Source organism: Streptomyces griseocarneus (genome assembly GCF_014655595.1).
GTDB lineage: Bacteria > Actinomycetota > Actinomycetes > Streptomycetales > Streptomycetaceae > Streptomyces > Streptomyces griseocarneus.
This window is the reverse complement of the sequence record NZ_BNBL01000006.1, coordinates 84604-104831: the sequence shown is the minus strand read 5'-3', so window position 1 is coordinate 104831 and position 20228 is coordinate 84604. Positions and strand designations below refer to the sequence as shown.

The window sequence follows — 20228 nt, the reverse complement described above, 5'->3', positions numbered from 1 at the left end:
AACCGGCGGGTCATGAGGTCGCTGAGCCACGCCGGCGCCTCCGGGCGTCAATGAGCATTTCCTGCACGTTCCGCAGCGGCTGCCCGTCGGCGTCCGTGGCGTGCCGCGTCCAGTTGCCGTCCGGGCCCAGGTGCCAGGAGGCGGTGCGGTCGGACACCCCGAGCTCCAGCAGCTTGCTGAGCGAGGTGCGGTGGGCGGGGTCGTTGACCCGCACCAGCGTCTCGATGCGCCGGTCGAGGTTGCGGTGCATCATGTCCGCGCTGCCCAGCCAGACTTCCGGCTCGCCGCCGTTGCCGAAGGCGAAGACGCGCGAGTGCTCCAGGAACCGTCCCAGCACGCTGCGCACCCGGATGTTCTCCGACAGCCCCGGCACGCCCGGCCGCAGCGCGCAGATGCCGCGCACCCAGATGTCCACCGGCACCCCGGCCCGCGCCGCGCGGTACAGGGCGTCGATCACGGCCTCGTCCACCATCGAGTTGACCTTGATGCGCACGTACGCGGGCCGCCCGGACCGGTGGTGCGCGACCTCCTTGGTTATCCGGGAGACCAGCCCGTCGCGCAGCGATCTGGGCGCGACCAGCAGCCGCCGGTAGGTCTCGCGCCGCGAGTAGCCGGAGAGCCGGTTGAACAGGTCGGAGAGGTCCGCGCCCACCTGCGCGTCGGCGGTCAGCAGCCCGAAGTCCTCGTAGAGGCGGGCCGTCTTGGGGTGGTAGTTGCCCGTGCCCACGTGCGAGTACCGGCGCAGATTCTCGCCCTCCTGCCGCACCACCAGCGACAGCTTGCAGTGCGTCTTGAGCCCCACCAGCCCGTAGACCACGTGACAGCCGGCCTCCTCGAGCTTGCGGGCCCACTTGATGTTGGCCTGCTCGTCGAAGCGCGCCTTGATCTCGACGAGGACGAGGACCTGCTTGCCGGACTCGGCGGCGTCTATGAGCGCGTCGACGATCGGCGAGTCGCCCGAGGTGCGGTACAGCGTCTGCTTGATCGCCAGTACGTCCGGGTCGGCCGCGGCCTGCTCGAGGAAGGACTGCACGGAGGTGGAGAAGGAGTCGTACGGGTGGTGCAGCAGCACGTCCCGCTCCCGCAGCGCCGCGAAGATGTCCGGCGCGGAGGCCGACTCGACCTCGGCGAGGTCGCGGTGCGTTCCGGCCACGAACTTCGGGTACTTGAGCTCGGGCCGGTCCAGCGAGCCGATGGCGAAGAGCGCGGTGAGGTCGAGCGGCCCGGGCAGCGGGTAGACCTCGGCGTCGGAGACCTTCAGCTCGCGCACGAGCAGGTCCAGGACGTACGGGTCGATGGTCTCCTCGACCTCCAGCCGCACGGGCGGGCCGAAGCGGCGCCGCATGAGCTCCTTCTCCAGGGCCTGCAGGAGGTTCTCGGCGTCGTCCTCCTCGACCTCGAGGTCCTCGTTGCGCGTCACCCGGAACATGTGGTGCGCGAGGATCTCCATGCCGGGGAAGAGCTCCTCGAGGTGCGCCGCGATCACGTCCTCCAGCGGGACGAACCGCTGCGGGGACGCCTCCAGGAAGCGCGGCAGCAGCGGCGGCACCTTCACGCGCGCGAAGTGGTCGTGCCCGCTGACGGGGTTGCGCACCACGACGGCCAGGTTCAGCGAGAGCCCGGAGATGTACGGGAAGGGGTGGGCGGGGTCGACGGCCAGCGGCGTCAGCACGGGGAAGATCTGCTGCCGGAAGAGGGTGAAGAGCCTGCCCTGCTCCTTGTCGGTCAGCTCGGGCCAGCGGATCAGGTGGATGCCCTGCTCGGCGAGCTCGGGGGCGACGTCCTGGTGGTAGCAGGCGGCGTGCCGGGCCATGAGCTCACGGGAGCGGGTCCAGATCAGCTCCAGCACCTCGCGGGGCTGCAGCCCGGAGGCCGAGCGGGTGGCGACGCCGGTGGCGATGCGGCGCTTGAGGCCGGCGACGCGGACCATGAAGAACTCGTCGAGGTTGCTGGCGAAGATCGCCAGGAAGTTCGCCCGCTCCAGCAGGGGGGTGGCCGGGTCCTCGGCCAGCTCCAGCACCCGCTCGTTGAAGGCCAGCCAGCTGCGCTCGCGGTCCAGGAAGCGCCCCTCGGGCAGCGCCTCGGCCGACCGGTCCTCCGCCGGGGCCACGCCCTTGAGCTCGTACGCGTCCAGCTCGTCCCCCAGCTGTGGCACGCCCGCCACGACAGCCGCGTTCGGCCGGTGGGCCGCGATGAACCCTACCGAGTCGGTGTTGTCGTGCGCACGTGCGCCGGACGACCGGTCCATGTCTTCATTGTTCCGCTTCCCGGGCAGCACCGGCGCGTCGGCGGTGGACGCGGGGGCGGCGCGAAGCCGTCGTTCGGGTGCGCGAGGCGTTGCGGGCTGCATTGGGCAAGGCTCGCAACCGAGGTTGAATCACGGGTAACGCGCACGTGACGTGGAGGAATCGCCGGACGGGCCGGATGCGGCGGCCCGCCCGGCGGGGAACCGGGGTTTTCGGGTGTCTCAGGAGGTGCGTGCGGCTGTTCTCAGGGGTACGCGCGCGTGCCTCATGGATGCGCCTCAGGGGTACGTGCGGCGGATCAGCCACACGGAGGCGGCCGCCGTCAGCGCGGCGAGCGCCACCGCGATGCCGGCCTCCGTCCACTGCAGGGTCCACAGGTGCGACGACGGGTGGTAGTCGAGGTACCACCCGGTGGCACCGTGCTGCTCGGCGCAGCGCGCCGGCTCGACGCCCACCCCGCAGTCCGGCTCGGGGATGCGGCCCCCCGACCGGGCGATCAGGCCGCGCTCGACGATCCAGGCGTCCCCCTCCCCCTTGATCAGCCCCGGCATCTCGGCGGAGAGCTCGGTGACCGTGCCGGTCAGCCGGGGCCGCAGCGACTGCAGGCCCCACACCAGCGCGGAGTAGGTCACGAGCGTGCCGCCCATGGCCGCCAGGGTGCGCTTGACCGCCAGGCCCACCAGCGCGCCCACGGCCACCGCGAGCAGCGCGTGCGCGACGGGGACGACGCCGAGCATGTCGTACGACCGGGACCACCACTCCTCCGGCAGCGTCCCCACGGGCACGGCCCGCCAGGTCCAGGTGTAGGCGGCGGACAGCAGCGAGAGCCCGGCCAGCACGGCCACGGCCGGGACCGCCAGCCTGACCGCCAGCCATCGCGCCGGCGAGACGGACTGGGTCCAGGCGAGCTTGTACGTACCGCTCTCCATCTCCCGCCCGATCATGGGCCCCGCGACGAACAGCCCGATCACCAGCGGCAGGAATTCGATCAGCCGGCCGGTGTAGTGCAGCGGGTCGCCGAAGGCGTCGCGGAAGGCGTTGGCGGCCTCGCTCGAGAAGCCGCAGCCCCAATCCGCCACGCAGCGGGTGTCGAGGCGGTGGGTGCGGACGTGGTCGACGATCGCGGCCCGCAGGAACACCAGCCCCACCAGGAGCGCGACCAGCGTGCCCAGCGCGGCCCACGCCGTGGCGCGGTGCCGGCGCAGCGTCAGCCGGACGAGCCCGGCCGTCCCGGAGCCGCCCTCGGCGTCGCCGCCCTTCCGCATGCCCGGGGAGGGCGCGCCCGGGGCGGCCTCCGTGCTCATGCCGCCCACCTCGAGGCCGGCATGCGCGGCTCGGCGCTCGGCGCGATGAGCGCGGGGGCGCCGGGCGCCCGTAGATGGCCGAGGAGCAGCTCCTCGAGGGAGGGTTCGGTGATCTCCCACGTGCCGCTGATGGGCCCCTCGGGGCGTATGAGCGCGGTGAGCTGACGGCCCGTCGTCCGCGCCTCCACGATCGTGTGGGCGGCGAACTCGCGGGGCGTGCCGACGTCCTCGTAGCGGCCCATGACGAGCCGGTGCGCGGAGATGAGGTCCTCGACCTCGCCCGCGAGCCGGACCCGGCCGTCGGCTATCAGCAGCAGGTAGTCGCAGGTGCCCTCGAGCTCGCTGAGGATGTGCGAGGCGATGACGACGGTGGTGGCGTTCTCGGCGGCCTCGGCCATCAGGGCGGCCATCATCCCGTGCCGCATGAGCGGGTCGAGGTCGCTCATCGGCTCGTCCAGCAGCAGCAGTTCGGGCCGCTTGCCGAAGGCGAAGGCCAGAGCAACGCAGGTGCGCTGGCCGCCGGAGAGGGAGCCGACGCGCGCGTTCAGCGAAAGGTTTCCCTCGCGCACCAGCCGCTCGGCGACGGCCTGGTCCCAGCGGCCGGGGTTCAGGGCGCGGCCCATGCTCAGGGTCTCGGCGACGGTGAAGTGCGGGTAGAGCGGCTTGTCCTGGGCGAGGTAGGCGACGCGGGGGCGTACGGCGGGGTCGCCCGGGGTGCCGCCGAGGACGCGCAGCCGGCCGCCGGAGGGGCGGCGCAGCCCGGCCGCGACGGCGAGCAGCGTGGACTTGCCCGCGCCGTTGGGGCCCACCAGGGCGCACACCCGGCCGGCCGGCACCCGGAAGGTGCACTCGCGTAAGGCCTCGCGCCTGCGGTACCTCGCCCGCAGCCCGACCGCCTCCAGGGCGGTCCGGTCGGGGAGGAAGGTCAGTTCGGTCATGCAGTCCCCTCACTCGCGTGGTGTCCCGCCGGCACGTGGTCCCCGAAGCCCTCCCTCAGGACGGAGGCGACCAGCGCGGCCACGTCCTCCCGGTCGAGCCCGGCCGCGCGGGCGCGTGCCATCCAGTCGGCCAGCTCGGCGCGCAGCGGGGAGTCGGCGGCCGCGCCCGCGCGCGCCAGCGACTTCCGTACGAACGTTCCCAGTCCGGGGCGCGCCTCGACCAGGCCCGCGCGGTCGAGCTCGCGGTAGGCCTTCAGGACGGTGTTGGGGTTGATGGCGGTGGCCGCGACGACCTCTTTGGCGGTGGGCAGCTTGTCGCCGGGTGCGAGCAGGCCCAGGCGCAGGGCCTGCTCGACCTGGTGCACGATCTGGAGATAGGTGGCGACTCCACTGCGCCGGTCGATGCGGAACTCGACCACGCACATCACCCTTTCACTATTTGACTAGTGAAAGGGTGATGGAAGGGTGTGTGCCTGTCAATCAGCGGCCCGGCAGCGCCGCTGACAGGAGGGTCAGCTCTCGGTCCGGTACATCAGGTCGGTCTCGTGCGTGGCGAACCCCAGCCGCTCGTAGACGCTGACGGCGGCGGCGTTGTCGGCGTCGACGTAGAGCATCGCCGTCGGCAGCCCCTTGTCCGCCAGATGCCGCAGGCCGATCGTGGTCAGCGCCTTGCCGAGCCCGCCGCCCTGGGCGCCGGGCCGCACGCCCAGTACGTAGACCTCGCCCAGACCCTCGTCGGCGTGCACCTTCGTCCAGTGGAAGCCGACGATCTCGCCGCCCTTCTCGGCGAGGAAGAAGCCGTCCGCGTCGAACCAGGCCTCCGCCTTGCGGTCGTCCAGGTCCCGCTGCGTGAGCGACCCCTGCTCCGGGTGGTGCGCGAACGCGGCCGCGTTCACCGCCAGCCACGCCTCGTCGTCCTCGCCCGGCCGGAAGGCCCGTACGGTCACGCCCGCCGGCAGCACCGGCTCCGGCAGCTCCAGGTCCGTCAGCGGCCTGCGCATCTGGCGCAGCTCGCGGAACAGGCTCAGCCCCAGCACCTGCGCCAGGTGCCGGGCGGCCGGGTGGCCGCCGTGCGCCCACACCCGCAGCCGCTTGCCGGACTCGGTCAGCAGGGCGTTGCCCAGCGCCCGCCCGTGCCCGTGCCCCCGGTGGTCGGGGTGCACCACGAACTCGCCGGCCGGCGCCTCCACCGGGTCGTTCGCCTCCAGCTGGCCGTACGCCACCAGCTCCTTGTCCATGGCGCGCAGCAGGACGTGCAGCACGCCCGCGCGCCGCCCCTTGAGCTGCAGGCGCCCCTGTTCGGATACGGCCGGCTGCCCGTCCGCGGCGGCGGCCTCCCCGATCAGGCGCAGCACGTCCGCCACCTGCCCGGGCGCCAGCTCCTCCAGCACCTCGATGCGCCGCTGTCCGCTCACGTCGTTCACCACGTCACTCATGAGGTGAGCCTACGACTTGGCCGCCGCCCGGGATGCGGCACAAGTCACCCGTCCTTTACCTCACCCCACCTGCCGGGCTACGCGCGTCGACCGTATGCTGCGCCCGACCTGATACACCCCCAGCACTTTCACCAAAAGGGGAACACATGCCCGCGAAGCCGCCGCCGCGCAAGCGCAGCACCATCAGACGGCTGACCGCCGCCACCGCCGTCCTCGCCGCCACCGCCGGCGCCCTGACCGCCGGCACCGCCGCGGCCGGCGCCTCGGACGCGTACGGAAAGGGCCGCGGCCGCACGGTGGACGTGCAGCTGCTCTCCTTCAACGACCTGCACGGCAACCTCGAGCCCCCGCAGGGCTCCTCGGGCACCGTCACCGAGACCCAGGCCGACGGCACGAAGAAGGTCATACCGGCGGGCGGCGTCGAGTACCTCGCCAACTCGCTGCGCACCGCCCGCAAGGGCCACGAGTACTCGATCACCGCGGCGGCCGGCGACATGATCGGCGCGAGCCCGCTGATGACCGGCCTCTTCCACGACGAGCCGACCATCGAGGCGCTCAACAAGATCAAGCTGGACGCGACCTCCGTCGGCAACCACGAGTTCGACGAGGGCCGCGCCGAGCTGCTGCGCATGCAGCGCGGCGGCTGCCACCCCAAGGACGGCTGCTTCGAGAAGGGCAAGACCTTCAAGGGCGCCGACTTCCCCTACCTCGCGGCGAACGTCACGGACGAGAAGACCGGCAAGCCGATCCTCAAGCCGTACACGATCTGGCAGCACAAGGGCGTGAAGATCGGCATCATCGGCCTCACCCTCGAGGGCACCCCGGACGTCGTCACGGCCGAGGGCGTCAAGGGCCTGAAGTTCCGCGACGAGGTCGAGACGATCAACAAGTACGCCAAGGAGCTCGACCGCCAGGGCGTGAAGTCGATCATCACCCTCGTCCACGAGGGCGGCATGCCGGCGTCCGGCTCGTACAACTACGACTGCGACACCCCCGGCGCCGGCGCGGGCATCTCCGGCCCGATCGTCGACATCGCCAAGCAGGTCACGCCCAAGGTCGACGCCATCGTCACCGGCCACACCCACCAGGCCTACGCCTGCACCATCCCCGACCCGTCGGGCGCCCCGCGCACGGTGACCTCGGCCGCCTCCTTCGGCCGCCTCTACACCGACACCACGCTGACGTACGACCGCCGCACCAAAGACATCGTGCGCACCAGCGTCAAGGGCCCCCGCGCCACCAACCACGTCGTGGACCGCGAGCAGCCCAAGGCCGCGGACATGACCCGCCTCATCGACCGCTGGAAGACCCTCGCGGCCCCCGTCGCCAACAAGCCGGTCGGCTACATCACCGCCGACATCAACGGCCGCGGCTCGGAGGACTACGAGAAGCCGCTCGGCGACGTCATCACCGACGCCCAGCTCGAGGCCCTCGCGCCCAAGGACAAGGGCGGCGCCCAGATCGCCTTCATGAACCCCGGCGGCATCCGCTCCGACCTCGCCCACAAGGCCTCTGGCGGCGAGGGCGACGGCGTCGTGACCTACGGCGAGGCCTTCACGGTCCAGCCCTTCACCAACCTCATGCAGCTCAAGGACCTCACCGGCGCCCAGGTCATCGCGGCCCTGCAGCAGCAGGTCAGCGGCCCCAACGAGCCCAGCCCGAAGATCCTGCAGGTCAGCAAGGGCCTGACCTACACCCTGGACCTGACGAAGAAGGGCGCGGACCGCGTCGTCGCCTCCTCGGTCAAGCTCAACGGCGCCCCCATCGACCCGGCCAAGACCTACCGCGTCGCGGCCAACGAGTTCCTGATGGGCGGCGGCGACGGCTTCCCCGCCTTCAAGGAGGGCACGAACAAGCTCGTCGCGGCCTCGGACCTCGACGTCTTCGTCTCCTACCTGCAGGCCCACTCCTCCCCCACCTCCCCGCTGGCCCCGCCGAAGGCGGAGCGGATCACGGTGGTGAAGTAGCGGCGGTGAAGTAGCGGCTACGGGCTCGGACGCCGCCTCCTTCGGGGGGCGGCCCGAGCCCGCATGAAGGGCCAGGGCTTCGGCGGCGCCCGGAGGTTTCGCACCGCAGCCTGCAAGGGTCCTTCCTGCGGCCGACCCATGATGTCCTGCTCCAACTCAAAGTTGAGCTCTTCGCCCAGTGCGTGCCATGCCTCCTCATAGTCCCAGCACACATGCCACGCAGCACTCCGCGGCGCCACTATGGAGAGGGTCGGATTTTCTCTGACCGAAGTGAGCCATTGCTCGCTGCGGATTATCGGGGAGTTAGAGTTCTTGGCCCCATTCCGCTCTACCCGCAGGGCACTACTGAGGTCATCAAGGCGTTTCACTGTTTTCCCCACGAGCTCCTCGACTCGGTCTCTGGCCCCATCAGGCGCGAACCGAGCTGCCTCGTCGAGGAGATCATCCAGTTCAGGCAGGCTGGGCGGCAGCCCGTACTGACTCAGAAGGTGTGGCTCGGCGATGCGCCGGAGTTCCTGCAGCAGTCTTTCCCTGTCTCTCCAGTCGCTTCCCCCGTTCTTGGCGAATTGATAAACACAGTCCCACATCTCGCGGTCGCTACTGAACCACTCGGCAACCACATGCGGCTCGGCAAGAAGTTGCTTCCTTCTGAGGCGCCACATATGCTCCATGACCTGCGCGGCGTTCTGAAGTATCCGACGGTGATAGGCCGTTATTTCAGCTGCCACCGGCAACACCTGACGATGATGGTCAGGAGAAGAATGCGGGTATACCTCGCGCTCAAACCGAATGAAGCGGGGCTCTTGCGCTTTCCTCAGCAACACCAGATCGGGGTCGTGCACGAGCAGCCATGACCGCATGACAGAGTGGGAGCCGCGTCGATCAACCCGTGCCGCGTCTTCCAACTCACCCACGGCCCACACTGCGAGGGGTTCACGATCGCACTCCGGGAGATTCATCGCTGCCGCATATACGCACGCCGTGTTGTAACTGTCCTGCCAGGGTCGGCGCGGCCAGGGGATGCAATCTCTCATCCACTGCTTCAGTGGATATGCGGGCCCGTCCCGGACGCGACGCACCCGTCTGTCCAGCTGCTTTGCATCGCCGATCCATCTCGGCGCGCGCGGCATTCCGGCTATCGAACTCACCTCCTTCGGCCTACCGTCGCCCCAAGCCCAAGCCAGTCGCAGGGGCGCCCACACCTTACGGTTGAGGCGGAGTGACGTGCGGGTGAGCGTGCCACGGTAGCGACTGCGGCCGAAGGGGAGCAGGTGGAACCAGGGAATATCCCAGGCAAGTCGCTGCATCTCCTCAACACATGCCTGCTGAAAGACGAGCCGAATGAGCCATTCCTCTTCATGCCTTTTCAGTAGGCCTATCAACCATTTTCTGATCCTCTCCGCCTCGTCCTCCTCAGGTGATTCCTTGGTGACACGCGTCCAACCTCTGAATGCCTTCCAGTGCCGATCGGCGATAGCCGGTGTCAACGCTTGGCGGATCTCGTTGCGCGCATGAGCCCGTTTGTCGGAATCACTGCACCAGTGCATCGCCAACTGTTCGCCAACACCGAGAACTATGGCGTAGCGGTATCGGACCTCGAGAAGCCCTTCGTGCCATCCTCGATACCGACGCCGCAACAGGCTGCGCAGGTCCCGCCGCCCTCTCGCCAAGAACCGCTGTCGCTGCCTGTTGGTGCACCCGTCCAGGAGCATCGCCCCGTGATAGGTCTCGAGGGCGTCCATGAACAACCACAGCTTCTCCTGGATACCCGCTACCTGCGTCCGCAGGTAGAGGTTTGCGGGGTCGTACCGCAATGCCATGTAGAAGCGCTCCAGCGCATCGTCGAACTTCCGCTCTTCGCTGAGGCGCCGACCGTCCTGATATGCGGCGAACAGCTCAGGCTTGAGGTCCCGTCCTCGCCATGCCTGCCAGGGTGGCCGAGTGCCGGCCCGAGTCACCGGCACGAGCGAGGCCATCACCCAATTCCCCGCCGCACGCACCACAGCGTCCCATGTGTCCTCCCAGAGCGTGTCCGTACGGCTACCTCGCATCGCGTACGACGTCACCGTGATCGTCACACCGCACTTCGGTTCCTGTGACTTCTCGCGCAGCACTCCATGGACCGTGTAGGCAACTTTGGGTCGCAGTTGACTGAACAGCCGCAACAGGCTGGTGCCAAGCTTCTTCGGCTCCAGGTCAACATCCCCGAGCAGATCGATGAAATTTTCCGCCGGCGCCTCAGCTGGCAGAGCAGCCGGAGGATAGAGGTTGGTCTCGGACAAGTACTTACGCAACTGCGCAGTGAGACCCTCGACTTGCGGTTCGACCTCCTTGCTGGAGGCGACGAGCTTCCTCACATCGACCGGACCAGGCCGGTAGGCATTCCGAGCAAGCATCGCCCGGCGCCAGAAGACAAACGTGAGCACGAGCAGCAGCAGGCACCCGACACGCACGCTGAGCGACGCCCCGTCGGGCGCGCTTGTCATCAGTCGCGCGACCCCGGCAACGCACTGCATCACGACAGCAGAAATCACCTCGAGCGGCCGCCACCAGTTCCCCGTGACGTGCCATGCGGGCTTTCGCTGCCCAACCGCGTGAACCGCGGACACCAATGCCAGAGCCGCACACACCATGAAAACCACCGCCCGCTTCACGTGCGGCACCGGCAGCAACGAGGCTTCAGTGGCAGCGTGTCTCTCATGGCGAGACAACATGTCGACCCCCAACCGCTCGGGTCGTCACTTCCAGTCTTCTACGGATCCTGTAGCAGGCAAATCGGGCGGTCCTTCACCGCACTGACGCGCCGATGTCACACCTCGTGGCACCCTGACCACGTGGATGGCGAACTCATCAGCACCCAGGAACCGCCCCACCCGTCACGGGCCCGGCCAAGGTCGTGCGCCCCGCCCAGGGAGCGGAGCAGCAACCGCGCGACATAAGTGATCAATGGTGAACCCCCGAATTCCACCCGACTGGACCGGTGTTCGAGCAAGAACTCGGCGACCTGGCTCGCCGACGATGAGAGCGATTCGCGCGGACCTGGATGCGTTCGTCACCTACCTGCAGACCCACGCCTCGAAGGCGCCTGCCGCCGCCCGACGGCAGGCACACGGAGGCGGCATCCCGTCAAGGCCTACGGCGGCTCCCGAAGGCGGAGCAGCGCCTCCCTCAGGGGGGCGTCGTCCTCGCCCCTCTCGGGATCGAGATGTTCGTCGAGCGCGCGCCACACGGCCTCAAAGTCCCAGCACACCTGCCAGGCCGCACTCCGCGGCAGCAAAGCGAAGGAGGCGGGATCCCGTCTGATCGCGGCAAGCCACTGCGCGCTGCGGTGAACCGGTGAGACGCAAGGATTGCCGTCCGAACGCCCGGTATCCACGTACTCCCCGACGCTGTCCAGGAGTTCCTTCGTGCGTTCGCTGGCCTCTTTGACCCGCTTCTTGGCGTTCTGGGGTTCGGACCGGCTGGCGTCGTCCAGGAGGTCGTCCAGCTCGGGCAGGCCGGGCGGCAGCCCGTAGCGGTCCCAGAGGGCCGGGTCGGTGATCCCGCGGACGGCTTGCAGCAGCCTTTCCCGGACCCGCCAGTCACGCCCCCCGTTCCTGGCGAACTGGTAGACGCAATCCCATGCCTCGCGTTCACTGGCGAACCACTGGGCGACGACGTCCGGCTCGGCGAGGAGCTGCTTCCTCCTGACGCGCCAGGTGTGCTCCATCACCCGTGCCGCGGTTTGGAGAATCCGTCGGTGGTAGGCCGTGGTCTCTGCCGCGACCGGCTCCATCGGGCGGTGGTGATCAGGAGTGGCATGCGGATAGACCTCACGCTCGAACCGGATGAAACACGGCTTGCGGCGCAGCATGTTCAGGTCGGGGTCCTGCATGAGCACCCATGAACGCATGAGGGAATGAGAGCCGTTCCGGTCAGTCCTGGTCGCGTTCTCCAGTTCGGTCACGGCCAGCCGAGCGAGGCGGTCCTGTTGGGGTTTGAAGGGGCGGTAGTTCATCGCCGCCGCGTAGACGCAGGCCGCGTTGTAGCTGTCTTGCCACGGCCGCCGGAGCCGGAACCAGGAAAGCCAGTCCCTGGCCCACTGCTTCAGCCAGTGCAGAACTCGCCGGTCCAGCACGTACTGGACCCGTTTGTCGAGCTGCTTCACATCGTTGAGCCACGTCGGGTTCGGGGGCACCCCTGCCAGCTTGACACCGAACCACGGCGATCCGTGCGGGCGGACACGGTCGGCCCAGGCGAGCCGCAGAGGTGCCCACACCTTGCGGTTGAGCCGGAGCGAGGCCCGGGTGAAGGTTCCGCGGTGGCGGGTATCGACGAGGGGTAGCAGGTGTGACCACGGAGAATCCCGGGCTATCCGCCGCATCTCGTCGACACAAGCCTGCTGGAAGACGAGCCGGATGAGCCACTCCTCCTCACGCGCCTCGAGGAGCTTGGTGAGCCAGCCCTTGATCCTCAACTCCTCCTCCAACTCCGGCGCCTGCGGTGTGACCCTCGTCCAGCCCTTGAAGGCCCGCCAGTGCCGGTCGGTAAAGGCAGGGATCAGCGCTGCCTGGATCTCGCGGCGGGCGTGTGCCCGCTGCGGGAAGCGGTTGTTGTCGGAGTCGCTGGTGCACCACTCACTGGCGAGCCGTTCACCGACACCCAGCACGACGGCGTAGCGGTAGCGGACCTCGAGAAGCCCCGCACGCCACCCCCGGTACCGCCGGATCCACCTGCGGATGTCCCAGGGCCCCAGGCCGAGATACTGCTCCCGTTGCCGGTTCGTGCACCCGTCCAGCATCATCGCCCCGTAATACGTCTCGAGGGCGTCCATGTGCAGCCAGAGCTTCTCCTGAATGCCGGCGATCTGAGTCCGGAAGTAAAGGTTCGCGGGATCGAAGCTCAGCGCCGTGTAGAAGCGCTCCAGCGCGTCGTCGAGCCTGCGCTCCTTGCTGAGGCGTCTGCCGTCCTGATAGGCGGCGAACAACTCCGGTTTCAGGTCCTGGCCGTGCCACGCCTGCCACGGCGGCCGCTTGCCGGCCCGGGTCACCGGCACGAGGGAAGCCATCACCCAGTTCCCGGCCGAACGCACAACGGCGTCCCAGGTCTTCTCCCAGCGCGTCTCCGTACGGCTGCCTCTCATGGCGTACGACGTGACGGTGACCGTCACACCGCACCGGGGCTCCTGCGCCCGCTCCCGCAGCACGCCGCGCACCGTGTAGGCGACCTTGGGCCGAAGCCGGCTGAAGAGCCGCAGCAGACTCGTGCCGAGCTTCTTCGGCTCGATGTCGACGTCCCCGAGCAAATCGATGAAGTTCTCGGCAGGTGCTTCGGCCGGGAGCGCACTCGGCGGGTAGAGGTTCGTCTCCGACAGGTACTTGCGCAGCTGCGCCGTGAGCCCCTCGACCTGCTGCTCGACTTCCGGGCTCGACGCGACGAGCTTCTGCACGTCCACCGGGCCCGGCCGGTAGGCGTTCCGGGCAAGCATGGCCCGTCGCCACAGCACGAAGCAGACAATGAGCAGGAACAGACACCCGAGGCGCACGTTCAGCGGGGCCCCGTCGCCCTCGCTCGTCACCAGCCGCGCGACCCCGACGACGCACTGCATCACCCATTCGAAGAGCCCCTCGAACGGCCCCCACCAGTCGCCTGTGACGTGCCACGCAGGCTTCCGCTGTCCGACCGCGTGAACGGCGGACAACAACGCCAGGGCCGCAAACCCCGTCCAGACCGCCGTCCGCCACACATGCGGCAGCGGCAGCAGCGAAGCTTCGGTGGTGGCGTGCCTCTCAGGCCGAGAAGACATGTCGACCCCCGGTGATTCGGGCCGTCACTTCCAGTCTTCTACGGTTCCAGCGGAGGGCAAATCGGCCGATTTCCAGCACCTGCGATACCGTCGAATGAAGGGCACGCGAATGGAGAGGCCATGGAGCGTGCAGTCGTCCTGATCGGTGTGCGCACCACCGGTGAACTGCCCGAACTACAGGCGGTCGACCGCGGGCTCACAGCCATGCGGGGCTGGGCGGGGCGCCAGAACATCCCCGAGTCCCTGCTCACGACGTTCTCGGACGCAGACGCCGGTCCGGTCCGGGTGGCCGCCGTTTTCGACGCCGTAAAAGCGTTTGTGGACCGCCCTTCCCTCGAGCGGCCGCACGCCCGGCGCGGTCGTGATCGCGCACCTCGGGTGTGCGCTGCGCGAGTGGCTGGTCGTGAGCGGCCCGGAGCGGGGGCGGGTCTGGTCGGACGGCCGGGCGGACGGCGTGGACCTCGCGCCGCTGCTCGACGACAAGCTCGGCGACAAGGGTGAGCCGGTGACGTTCACGCGCTGGTACCTGGCCTGGCTCGAGCAGGCCGAGCAGCGGCAGTTCGCCTCGGCCGCGGGCGACGGCTGAGCCCGCTCGGGGCGCGCGGTGGTGCGGGGTGGCGCTCGCGCGCGGAGGAGGCATGACGGGGATTCGACGCCGGTAAGGAGCACCGCATGAAGTTCATCCCTCGCATGCTCACCGCCCTCACCGCGACCGCCCTGTTCTGCGCGGCCGGTGCCGCCCTGGCCGCGCCGGCCCAGGCCGACGTCGACGTGCACGTCGTCCTCGTCGACGCTCACCTCGACGGGACCATCGGGCTCAGTGCGGGAGGGATCCAGGTGATCTCGCTGCCGGACCCGCTGGATCTCTAGCGCACGGTCGGCCGGATTTCCCCCCCCCATGGCGTTGCGCGGGTCGCCCGCCCTCCTGAGGTCCTACCCCCGCGTCGAGGTCCGCTACGGCAACCCCGACGAGCCCCGCAGGGCCCGCGTCGTCGCCACCGCCACGACGCTGATGTGAGCGGGGCCCCGTAGCCGAAATGTGCGCGTAACAGCCCACGGGTAGCGTCCCGCGCCAGGAAGGCGGCGAGGGAGCACTGATGCGCGACAGCACGACGGCGACGCGGGTCCGGCCGGGGACGTACGACGATCTCGTCGCGCTCACCGGCATCTACAACCACTACGTGGCCCACACCCCGATCACCTTCGACATCGCCCCCGTCGGCCTCGAGGCCCGCCGCGCGTGGCTGGACGCGCACCCCGCCACCGGCCGTCACCGGCTCCTGGTCGCCGAGGAGGCCGGCACGGTCCTCGGCTACGCCACGAGCGGCCCCTTCCGCGACAAGCAGGCCTACGAGACGTCGGTCGAGACCAGCGTCTACCTCGCCCCCGAGCACACGGGCCGGGGCCTCGGCGGCCTGCTCTACGACGCCCTCTTCGAGGCCCTGGCCACCGAGGACGTCCACCGGGCGTACGCCGGCATCACCCAGCCCAACGCGGCGTCCATGCGGCTGCACGAACGATTCGGTTTCCGCCCGGCCGGCGTACTCGAGCAGGTCGGGCGGAAGTTCGGCACGTTCTGGGACGTGGCCTGGCTGGAGAAGAGGCTCCGCTAGACCACGTCCGTTCGGGCCGCTTCGGTCCGGGCCGGGTCAGTGGGCGCGGGTGGCGTAGTGGGCCAGGGAGGGCTCCAGGAGGCCGAAGACCGCCCCGGCGTCCGCGCCGACGAGGGCGGCGATACGGGCGTTGTCGTACCCGGCGAGGGTGAGCTCCTGGATCCGCTGGAACAGGACGCGGTGCGCGGCGCCGAGCTGGGCCGCGGCGGCCCTGGGAACGATGTCGCCGGGGGCGGCGTCGGTGGCGGCCGCCAGGGCGTGGGCGAGGGCTTCCTCGCGCTGGTCGTGGAGGTCGCGGAGCCGTGCGGTGAGCGTCGGACTGTCGGCGATCATGCGGGAGAAGTCCGGCCCGGCGAAGCCCGCGACGGGGTCCTGGTCCTCGACGGCGCCGTCGAAGGCGCGGCGCAGTGAGTCCAGGGCCGATTCGCCGGGGTCGCGGTCGTCGACGGCCCGGGCCAGGCTCGTCACGAACTCCTCGTGGTGGTCGAGGGCCAGGTCTTCCTTGCGCGGGAAGTAGTTGGTGACGGTCTTCTTCGCGACCCGGGCCGCGGCGGCGATCTCGGCGATGGTCGTGCTCTCGAAGCCCTGCTCGATGAAGAGCCTGGTCGCGTGAGCGGAGATCAACTGCCTGGTCTCCTGCTTCTTGGACTCCCTGAGGCCCATGGGTTCACTGCGCATGGAGGAATCTTACATCCGACGTAAGTTTTCGCTTGACGCATGGAATCGCCTGGGGTTAACTTTACGTTCGTAGCAAGATTACGCGGTGGGTACGCATTTCCCGCTCGCCGCCCACCCGGACCGCGACAGCCCTGCCAAGGAGCCCCATGAACGTCACCGCTTCCGCCGTGTCCCTGACCGTCGACGACGTCGCTGCCTCCCGGGACTTCTTCATCACGCACTTCGGCTACGCGCAGACCATGGCGGCGGACGGCTTCGCCTCGCTGTCCCGCGACGACGCGGCCGTCGACCTGGTCCTGCTGCAGCGCGGCATACCGGTGCTGCCCGCCGAGCAGCGCGACCAGCGCGCCTCCGGCCTGATCGTGGCGTTCGTCGTGACAGGCATCGAGGAGCAGGAGCGCCGGCTGCGCGCCGAGGGCGTCACCCTCACCATGCCGCTGCGCGAGGAGCCCTGGGGCGAGCGGCTCTTCCAGGTCACCGACCCCAACGGAGTCGTGGTCCAGCTCGTCGAATGGGCTGCCCCCGCCGGCGCCTGACGCCCCCGCTCAACGGCCTCGGCGGAGCCGCGCGTGCGGCTGCGCCGAGGCCCGTGAGAGCGGGTCCCGCCGGAAAGCACAAGGGCGGGCGGGCCTTTCGCCTTCCGGCCGACGCGGGCTTCACTGGTTGATGCGTGCTGACACCACGCAACGAGCACCTCGTGAGGAGAGTCCCGTGGAAACAGCGTCACCCCAGACCGGCGGATGGTACGTCGACTCGCGGTGTACGAACTGCGACGTCGCCCGGCAGCTCGCGCCCGGCCTCATCGGCGAGGTCGACGGGCGCGCGGAAGTGGTGCGGCAGCCGCGTACGGAGGCGGAGGTGCGGCAGATGCACACGGCCGCGTACGCGTGTCACACCCGTTCCATCCGCCACGCCGAACACCGCCTCGACCCCGGTCTGGATCCGTTCCCCCTCGCCCTCGACGACACCGTCTCCCTCTGCGGGCACAACTCGCCCCACACCGCCGCCGCGAACTCGTATCTGCTCCGGCGACCGTCCGGCACCACGATGATGATCGACACCCCGCGCTGGAGCTCCGCCCTGGCGGACCGCTACGAGGCGGCGAGCGAGGGGCCCATCACCGACGTCCTGCTCACACACCGGGACCACGCCGCGCACGGGCGCCAATACGCGGACCGGTTCGGGGCCCGGCTGTGGATCCATGAGGGCGACCTCGACGCGGCGCCCGACGCCGACCACGTCCTGCGCGGGACCGATCCGGTCGAGATCGCCGAAGGGGTGGTCGTCCACCCGCTCCCGGGGCACACGCTGGGCAGCGTGCTCTACGTCGCCGACGACCGGTACTGCTTCAGTGGCGACAGCTTCTACTGGTCGCGCACGACGGGCGACCTGGAGGTGGCGGACAACGTCGTCTGGTACTCGGTCGTGGAGCTCGCCGCCTCCCTGGTCCGTACGGCCGAAAGGCTGCGCTTCGAGTGGGTGCTGCCGGGCCACGGCGACCGCAAGCGGCTGTCCGCGCCGGAGATGGGCCGGCGGCTGCGCGGCCTGACGGCTCGTACCCAGGCGCTCGAGCCCCGGCCCGTCGACTTCACCGCCATGCGCTGGTAGCGCGCGGCCCGCCCCGGCAGGAGGCTCTCAGGCCGCGAGGATCTGGTGTGCGAGTGCCACCAGGTCGGGGATGGCCGGGTGTCCCAGTCCGTCGCGCCAGGCGAGGACGACGGGAACGGCCGGCGCGTCCGCGAGCGGGCGGTAGACCAGCGAGGGGTGCGTGTGGTTGCTGGGGGTGGCCGACGTGGTGACCCCCATGGCGCGGCCCGCGGCGATGGCGATGAGCCATTCGTCGGTGTTGGTCACCTCGATGGTCGCGGCGGGCCGGGCCGTCGGCGGCCACAGGTCCTTCGTCGTGGTGCCGGAGACGGTGTTGAGGGCGATCGGATAGGCGGCGAGGTCTGCGAGGGTGACCCGGGGAAGGGTCGCCAGCGGGCTGTCCGCCGGCATGACCACCACCCGCTCCTCCCACAACAGCGGCTCCGTGCGGAGCCCGGCCGAGGTGACCGGGCCGCGCAGCAGGGCCGCGTCGACCTTGCCCTGCGTGAGGCCGGCCGTGCGGTCGTCGACGCGGAGCAGCTCCAGCGGTACGTCGGGGCGTGTTTCGTCCCAGCGGCGCAGCAAGGGGACGGTGTGGTCGCCGAGCGCCGCCCAGGTGTGGCCCAGGCGCAGGGGCCGGCTTCTCAGTCCCCTGGGGTCGAGGGCGGTCTCGACGGCGGAGAGGGCCGCGAGGGCTCTGTCGCGGAAGGCGTGGCCTTCGGCGGTGAGCTCGAGGTGGTGGGTGGAGCGGTCGACGAGGCGGGCGCCGAGGTGGTCCTCGAGCTGGCGCAGGGTGCGGGAGAGCGCCGGCTGGGTCAGATGGAGGTGGGCGGCGGCGCGGGTGATGGTGCCCGCCTCGGCGATGGCGAGGAAGGCACGCAGGTGCCGCAGCTCGATGGTCATGCCTCGGAAGCATAACCGCGCCGACCTCGGCATTTCACACGGCGTAGCCGGATTCCTAGCGTGGGGGCATGACCTCCCCGGTGCACACCTCATCCGCGACGACGGCCGCGCCTGCCGCCGTTCGTCACGACGTTCCCCATCACGACATCCCCCGTCACGTCGCCCCTCGTCACGTCGTCCTTCGTCACGCCGCGGGGCGCGGCGCGCTCAGCGGTATCGGCCTGGTGCTCGCCGGCACGCTGTCCGTTCAGTTCGGGTCGGCCTTCGCCGCGCTGCTGTTCCCCCGGGCCGGGGCGCTCGGCACGGTCGCGCTGCGGGTGACGTTCGCCGCGGCGCTGCTGCTGGCCGTCACCCGGCCCCGGCTGCGCGGACATTCGCGCGCCGACTGGGCGGTGGTCTGCGGGTTCGGCCTGGCGCTCGGCGGCATGAACATCCTCTTCTACCAGGCGATCGACCGCATCCCGCTGGGGGCGGCGGTCACCCTCGAGGTGCTCGGGCCGCTGCTGCTGTCGGTCGTCGCCTCGCGCCGCGCCGCCGGCCTGCTGTGGGCAGCTCTCGCGCTGGCCGGGGTCTACCTGCTGGGCCGCGACGGCTTCGGTGAGCTCAGCGCCGCGGGCGCGGCCTTCGCCCTGGGTGCCGGGGGGATGTGGGCGGCGTACATCGTGCTCAACGCCCGTGCGGGCGCGCGTTTTCCGCGGCTGGACGGTCTGGCCATCGCGATGGCCGTCGCCGCGCTGGTCAGCCTCCCGCTCGGCGTCGGGGCATCGGGCGGGGCACTGCTGGAACCGGGGGTACTCGGTCTGGGGCTGGCGATCGCGGTGCTGAGCTCGGGCGTGCCCTACACCCTGGAGCTGCTCGCCCTGCGCCGGCTGCCGACGGCGACGTTCGCGGTGCTGACGGCTCTGGCGCCGGCCGTCGCCGCACTGGCGGGCTATCTGGTGCTGGGCCAGGGGCTGTCGCTGCCGCAGTGCGCCGCGATCGCCATGGTGGTCATGGCGAGCGCGGGCGCGGTGCGTACGGGCGGCAGGGCCAGCGGCGAAGGCGAGGGCGAGTGAGTCGCTCGGCGTCGCCCGGTCGCGGCTAGAAGTCGCGCCTAGAGGGTGACGACCTTGTCCTGCTTGAAGAAGCTGAAGCCGTCGCTGTCGAAGTAGAAGACGGTGAACTTCACCTGGTCGCCCTGCTCGAACCGCGAGCCGGCCTGCGTGCGCAGGTTCAGCGTGGCGGTGTGGAGCGTGTAGTCGCAGGTGAGCTTGTCGGCCTTGATGAGGCCCGAGGCGTTCGCCTCGTCGTGGCCCGTGACGTTGAGCTTGGTGGCGTTGACGACCAGCGCGTAGTCGTTGTGCTCGTCGCAGGAGTACGCGACCTTCGCCGCCAGCGCGTTCTGCCCGCTCAGCGAGCCGCTCTCGAACGCCAGGTCGTACCCCTTGGCGGCGGCCGGAGACGCACTGGCCAGCGCACCGGCGCCGGCCAGGACGAGCGCGGCGGCGGCGCCCGCGGCGCGGCGCCCGAAACGGGATGACGTCATCAGGATTCCCTCCCCCTGCGCCACCACCCCGGTCCGCTGCGTCGCGGTCCGCTGCGTCGCGGTCTACGACGATGCGGGCGGTAATGGCGATCGCGAGTTATTGATCTTGGTTGGGAATCCTACGGGATGCTCGTACACAGATTCGAGCACATATGAGCCTTTGTTCCGGCCCGTCACTGCCGCACATGTCGCGTGGTCGTCGCGACTCCCCCGAGCGCGTGTCATGTAGGTCACGCTAGAGCGCCC

The 20228-nt window shown here is 70.0% G+C and carries 17 protein-coding genes; 7 read left to right on the top strand and 10 right to left on the bottom strand.

Annotated features, from left to right (window positions below; genetic code table 11):
- Positions 1 to 10: 10 nt before the first annotated feature.
- The 5 genes from IE295_RS17040 to mshD all read right to left on the bottom strand — a co-directional run bounded on the left by IE295_RS17040 (position 11) and on the right by mshD (position 5924).
- Positions 11 to 2248, bottom strand: a complete 2238-nt coding sequence (locus IE295_RS17040) for an RNA degradosome polyphosphate kinase (RefSeq protein WP_224323081.1) — start codon at positions 2246 to 2248, stop codon at positions 11 to 13.
- 276 nt (positions 2249 to 2524) lie between these two features.
- Positions 2525 to 3550, bottom strand: a complete 1026-nt coding sequence (locus tag IE295_RS17035; protein WP_190064509.1) for an ABC-2 membrane transporter-related protein — start codon at positions 3548 to 3550, stop codon at positions 2525 to 2527.
- On the bottom strand, positions 3547 to 4488 hold the full coding sequence (locus IE295_RS17030; RefSeq protein WP_190064508.1) for an ABC transporter ATP-binding protein: 942 nt from the start codon (positions 4486 to 4488) through the stop codon (positions 3547 to 3549). Before IE295_RS17030 ends, IE295_RS17035 begins: the two co-directional genes overlap by 4 nt.
- Positions 4485 to 4913, bottom strand: a complete 429-nt coding sequence (locus tag IE295_RS17025; RefSeq protein WP_190064802.1) for a GntR family transcriptional regulator — start codon at positions 4911 to 4913, stop codon at positions 4485 to 4487. The genes IE295_RS17030 and IE295_RS17025 overlap by 4 nt, the downstream gene beginning before the upstream one ends.
- An 87-nt stretch (positions 4914 to 5000) precedes the next feature.
- Positions 5001 to 5924 (bottom strand): mycothiol synthase, encoded by a 924-nt coding sequence (gene mshD, locus IE295_RS17020; RefSeq protein ID WP_190064507.1) that lies wholly within the window; start codon positions 5922 to 5924, stop codon positions 5001 to 5003.
- A 146-nt stretch (positions 5925 to 6070) separates the two neighbouring features.
- On the opposite strand from mshD, the gene IE295_RS17015 reads away from it, so the two are divergent.
- Positions 6071 to 7891, top strand: a complete 1821-nt coding sequence (locus IE295_RS17015) for a bifunctional metallophosphatase/5'-nucleotidase (protein ID WP_190064506.1) — start codon at positions 6071 to 6073, stop codon at positions 7889 to 7891.
- 17 nt (positions 7892 to 7908) lie between these two features.
- On the opposite strand, the gene IE295_RS17010 is transcribed toward IE295_RS17015, so the two are convergent.
- Entirely contained in the window at positions 7909 to 10545 is a 2637-nt protein-coding gene (locus tag IE295_RS17010) for a hypothetical protein (RefSeq protein ID WP_190064505.1), read from the bottom strand.
- A 479-nt stretch (positions 10546 to 11024) separates the two neighbouring features.
- Positions 11025 to 13676, bottom strand: a complete 2652-nt coding sequence (locus IE295_RS17005; protein WP_190064504.1) for a hypothetical protein — start codon at positions 13674 to 13676, stop codon at positions 11025 to 11027.
- 361 nt (positions 13677 to 14037) lie between these two features.
- Between IE295_RS17005 and IE295_RS17000 the strand changes: the two genes are divergently transcribed.
- The 3 genes from IE295_RS17000 (at position 14038) to IE295_RS16990 (ending at position 15289) form a co-directional block, all read left to right on the top strand.
- Entirely contained in the window at positions 14038 to 14262 is a 225-nt protein-coding gene (locus IE295_RS17000; protein WP_190064503.1) for a hypothetical protein, read from the top strand.
- An 86-nt stretch (positions 14263 to 14348) separates the two neighbouring features.
- Positions 14349 to 14546: a hypothetical protein gene (locus tag IE295_RS16995; protein ID WP_190064502.1), complete on the top strand. Its 198-nt coding sequence runs from the start codon at positions 14349 to 14351 to the stop codon at positions 14544 to 14546.
- Between the two features lie 227 nt (positions 14547 to 14773).
- Positions 14774 to 15289: a GNAT family N-acetyltransferase gene (locus tag IE295_RS16990; RefSeq protein ID WP_190064501.1), complete on the top strand. Its 516-nt coding sequence runs from the start codon at positions 14774 to 14776 to the stop codon at positions 15287 to 15289.
- Positions 15290 to 15325: 36 nt separating this feature from the next.
- On the opposite strand, the gene IE295_RS16985 is transcribed toward IE295_RS16990, so the two are convergent.
- Positions 15326 to 15967 (bottom strand): TetR/AcrR family transcriptional regulator, encoded by a 642-nt coding sequence (locus tag IE295_RS16985; protein WP_190064500.1) that lies wholly within the window; start codon positions 15965 to 15967, stop codon positions 15326 to 15328.
- Between the two features lie 146 nt (positions 15968 to 16113).
- Between IE295_RS16985 and IE295_RS16980 the strand changes: the two genes are divergently transcribed.
- Positions 16114 to 16503, top strand: a complete 390-nt coding sequence (locus IE295_RS16980; RefSeq protein WP_190064499.1) for a VOC family protein — start codon at positions 16114 to 16116, stop codon at positions 16501 to 16503.
- Positions 16504 to 16678: 175 nt separating this feature from the next.
- Positions 16679 to 17575, top strand: coding sequence for an MBL fold metallo-hydrolase (locus tag IE295_RS16975; protein WP_224323080.1), 897 nt, complete (start codon positions 16679 to 16681; stop codon positions 17573 to 17575).
- A 27-nt stretch (positions 17576 to 17602) separates the two neighbouring features.
- Here the strand turns inward: IE295_RS16975 and IE295_RS16970 are convergent, their stop codons facing one another.
- On the bottom strand, positions 17603 to 18457 hold the full coding sequence (locus tag IE295_RS16970) for a LysR family transcriptional regulator (RefSeq protein WP_190064497.1): 855 nt from the start codon (positions 18455 to 18457) through the stop codon (positions 17603 to 17605).
- Positions 18458 to 18525: 68 nt separating this feature from the next.
- Here IE295_RS16970 and IE295_RS16965 point away from each other — a divergent pair, with 68 nt between their 5' ends.
- On the top strand, positions 18526 to 19512 hold the full coding sequence (locus tag IE295_RS16965) for an EamA family transporter (protein ID WP_190064496.1): 987 nt from the start codon (positions 18526 to 18528) through the stop codon (positions 19510 to 19512).
- Between the two features lie 38 nt (positions 19513 to 19550).
- Here the strand turns inward: IE295_RS16965 and IE295_RS16960 are convergent, their stop codons facing one another.
- Positions 19551 to 19982, bottom strand: coding sequence for a hypothetical protein (locus tag IE295_RS16960; protein WP_190064495.1), 432 nt, complete (start codon positions 19980 to 19982; stop codon positions 19551 to 19553).
- Positions 19983 to 20228: the final 246 nt, after the last annotated feature.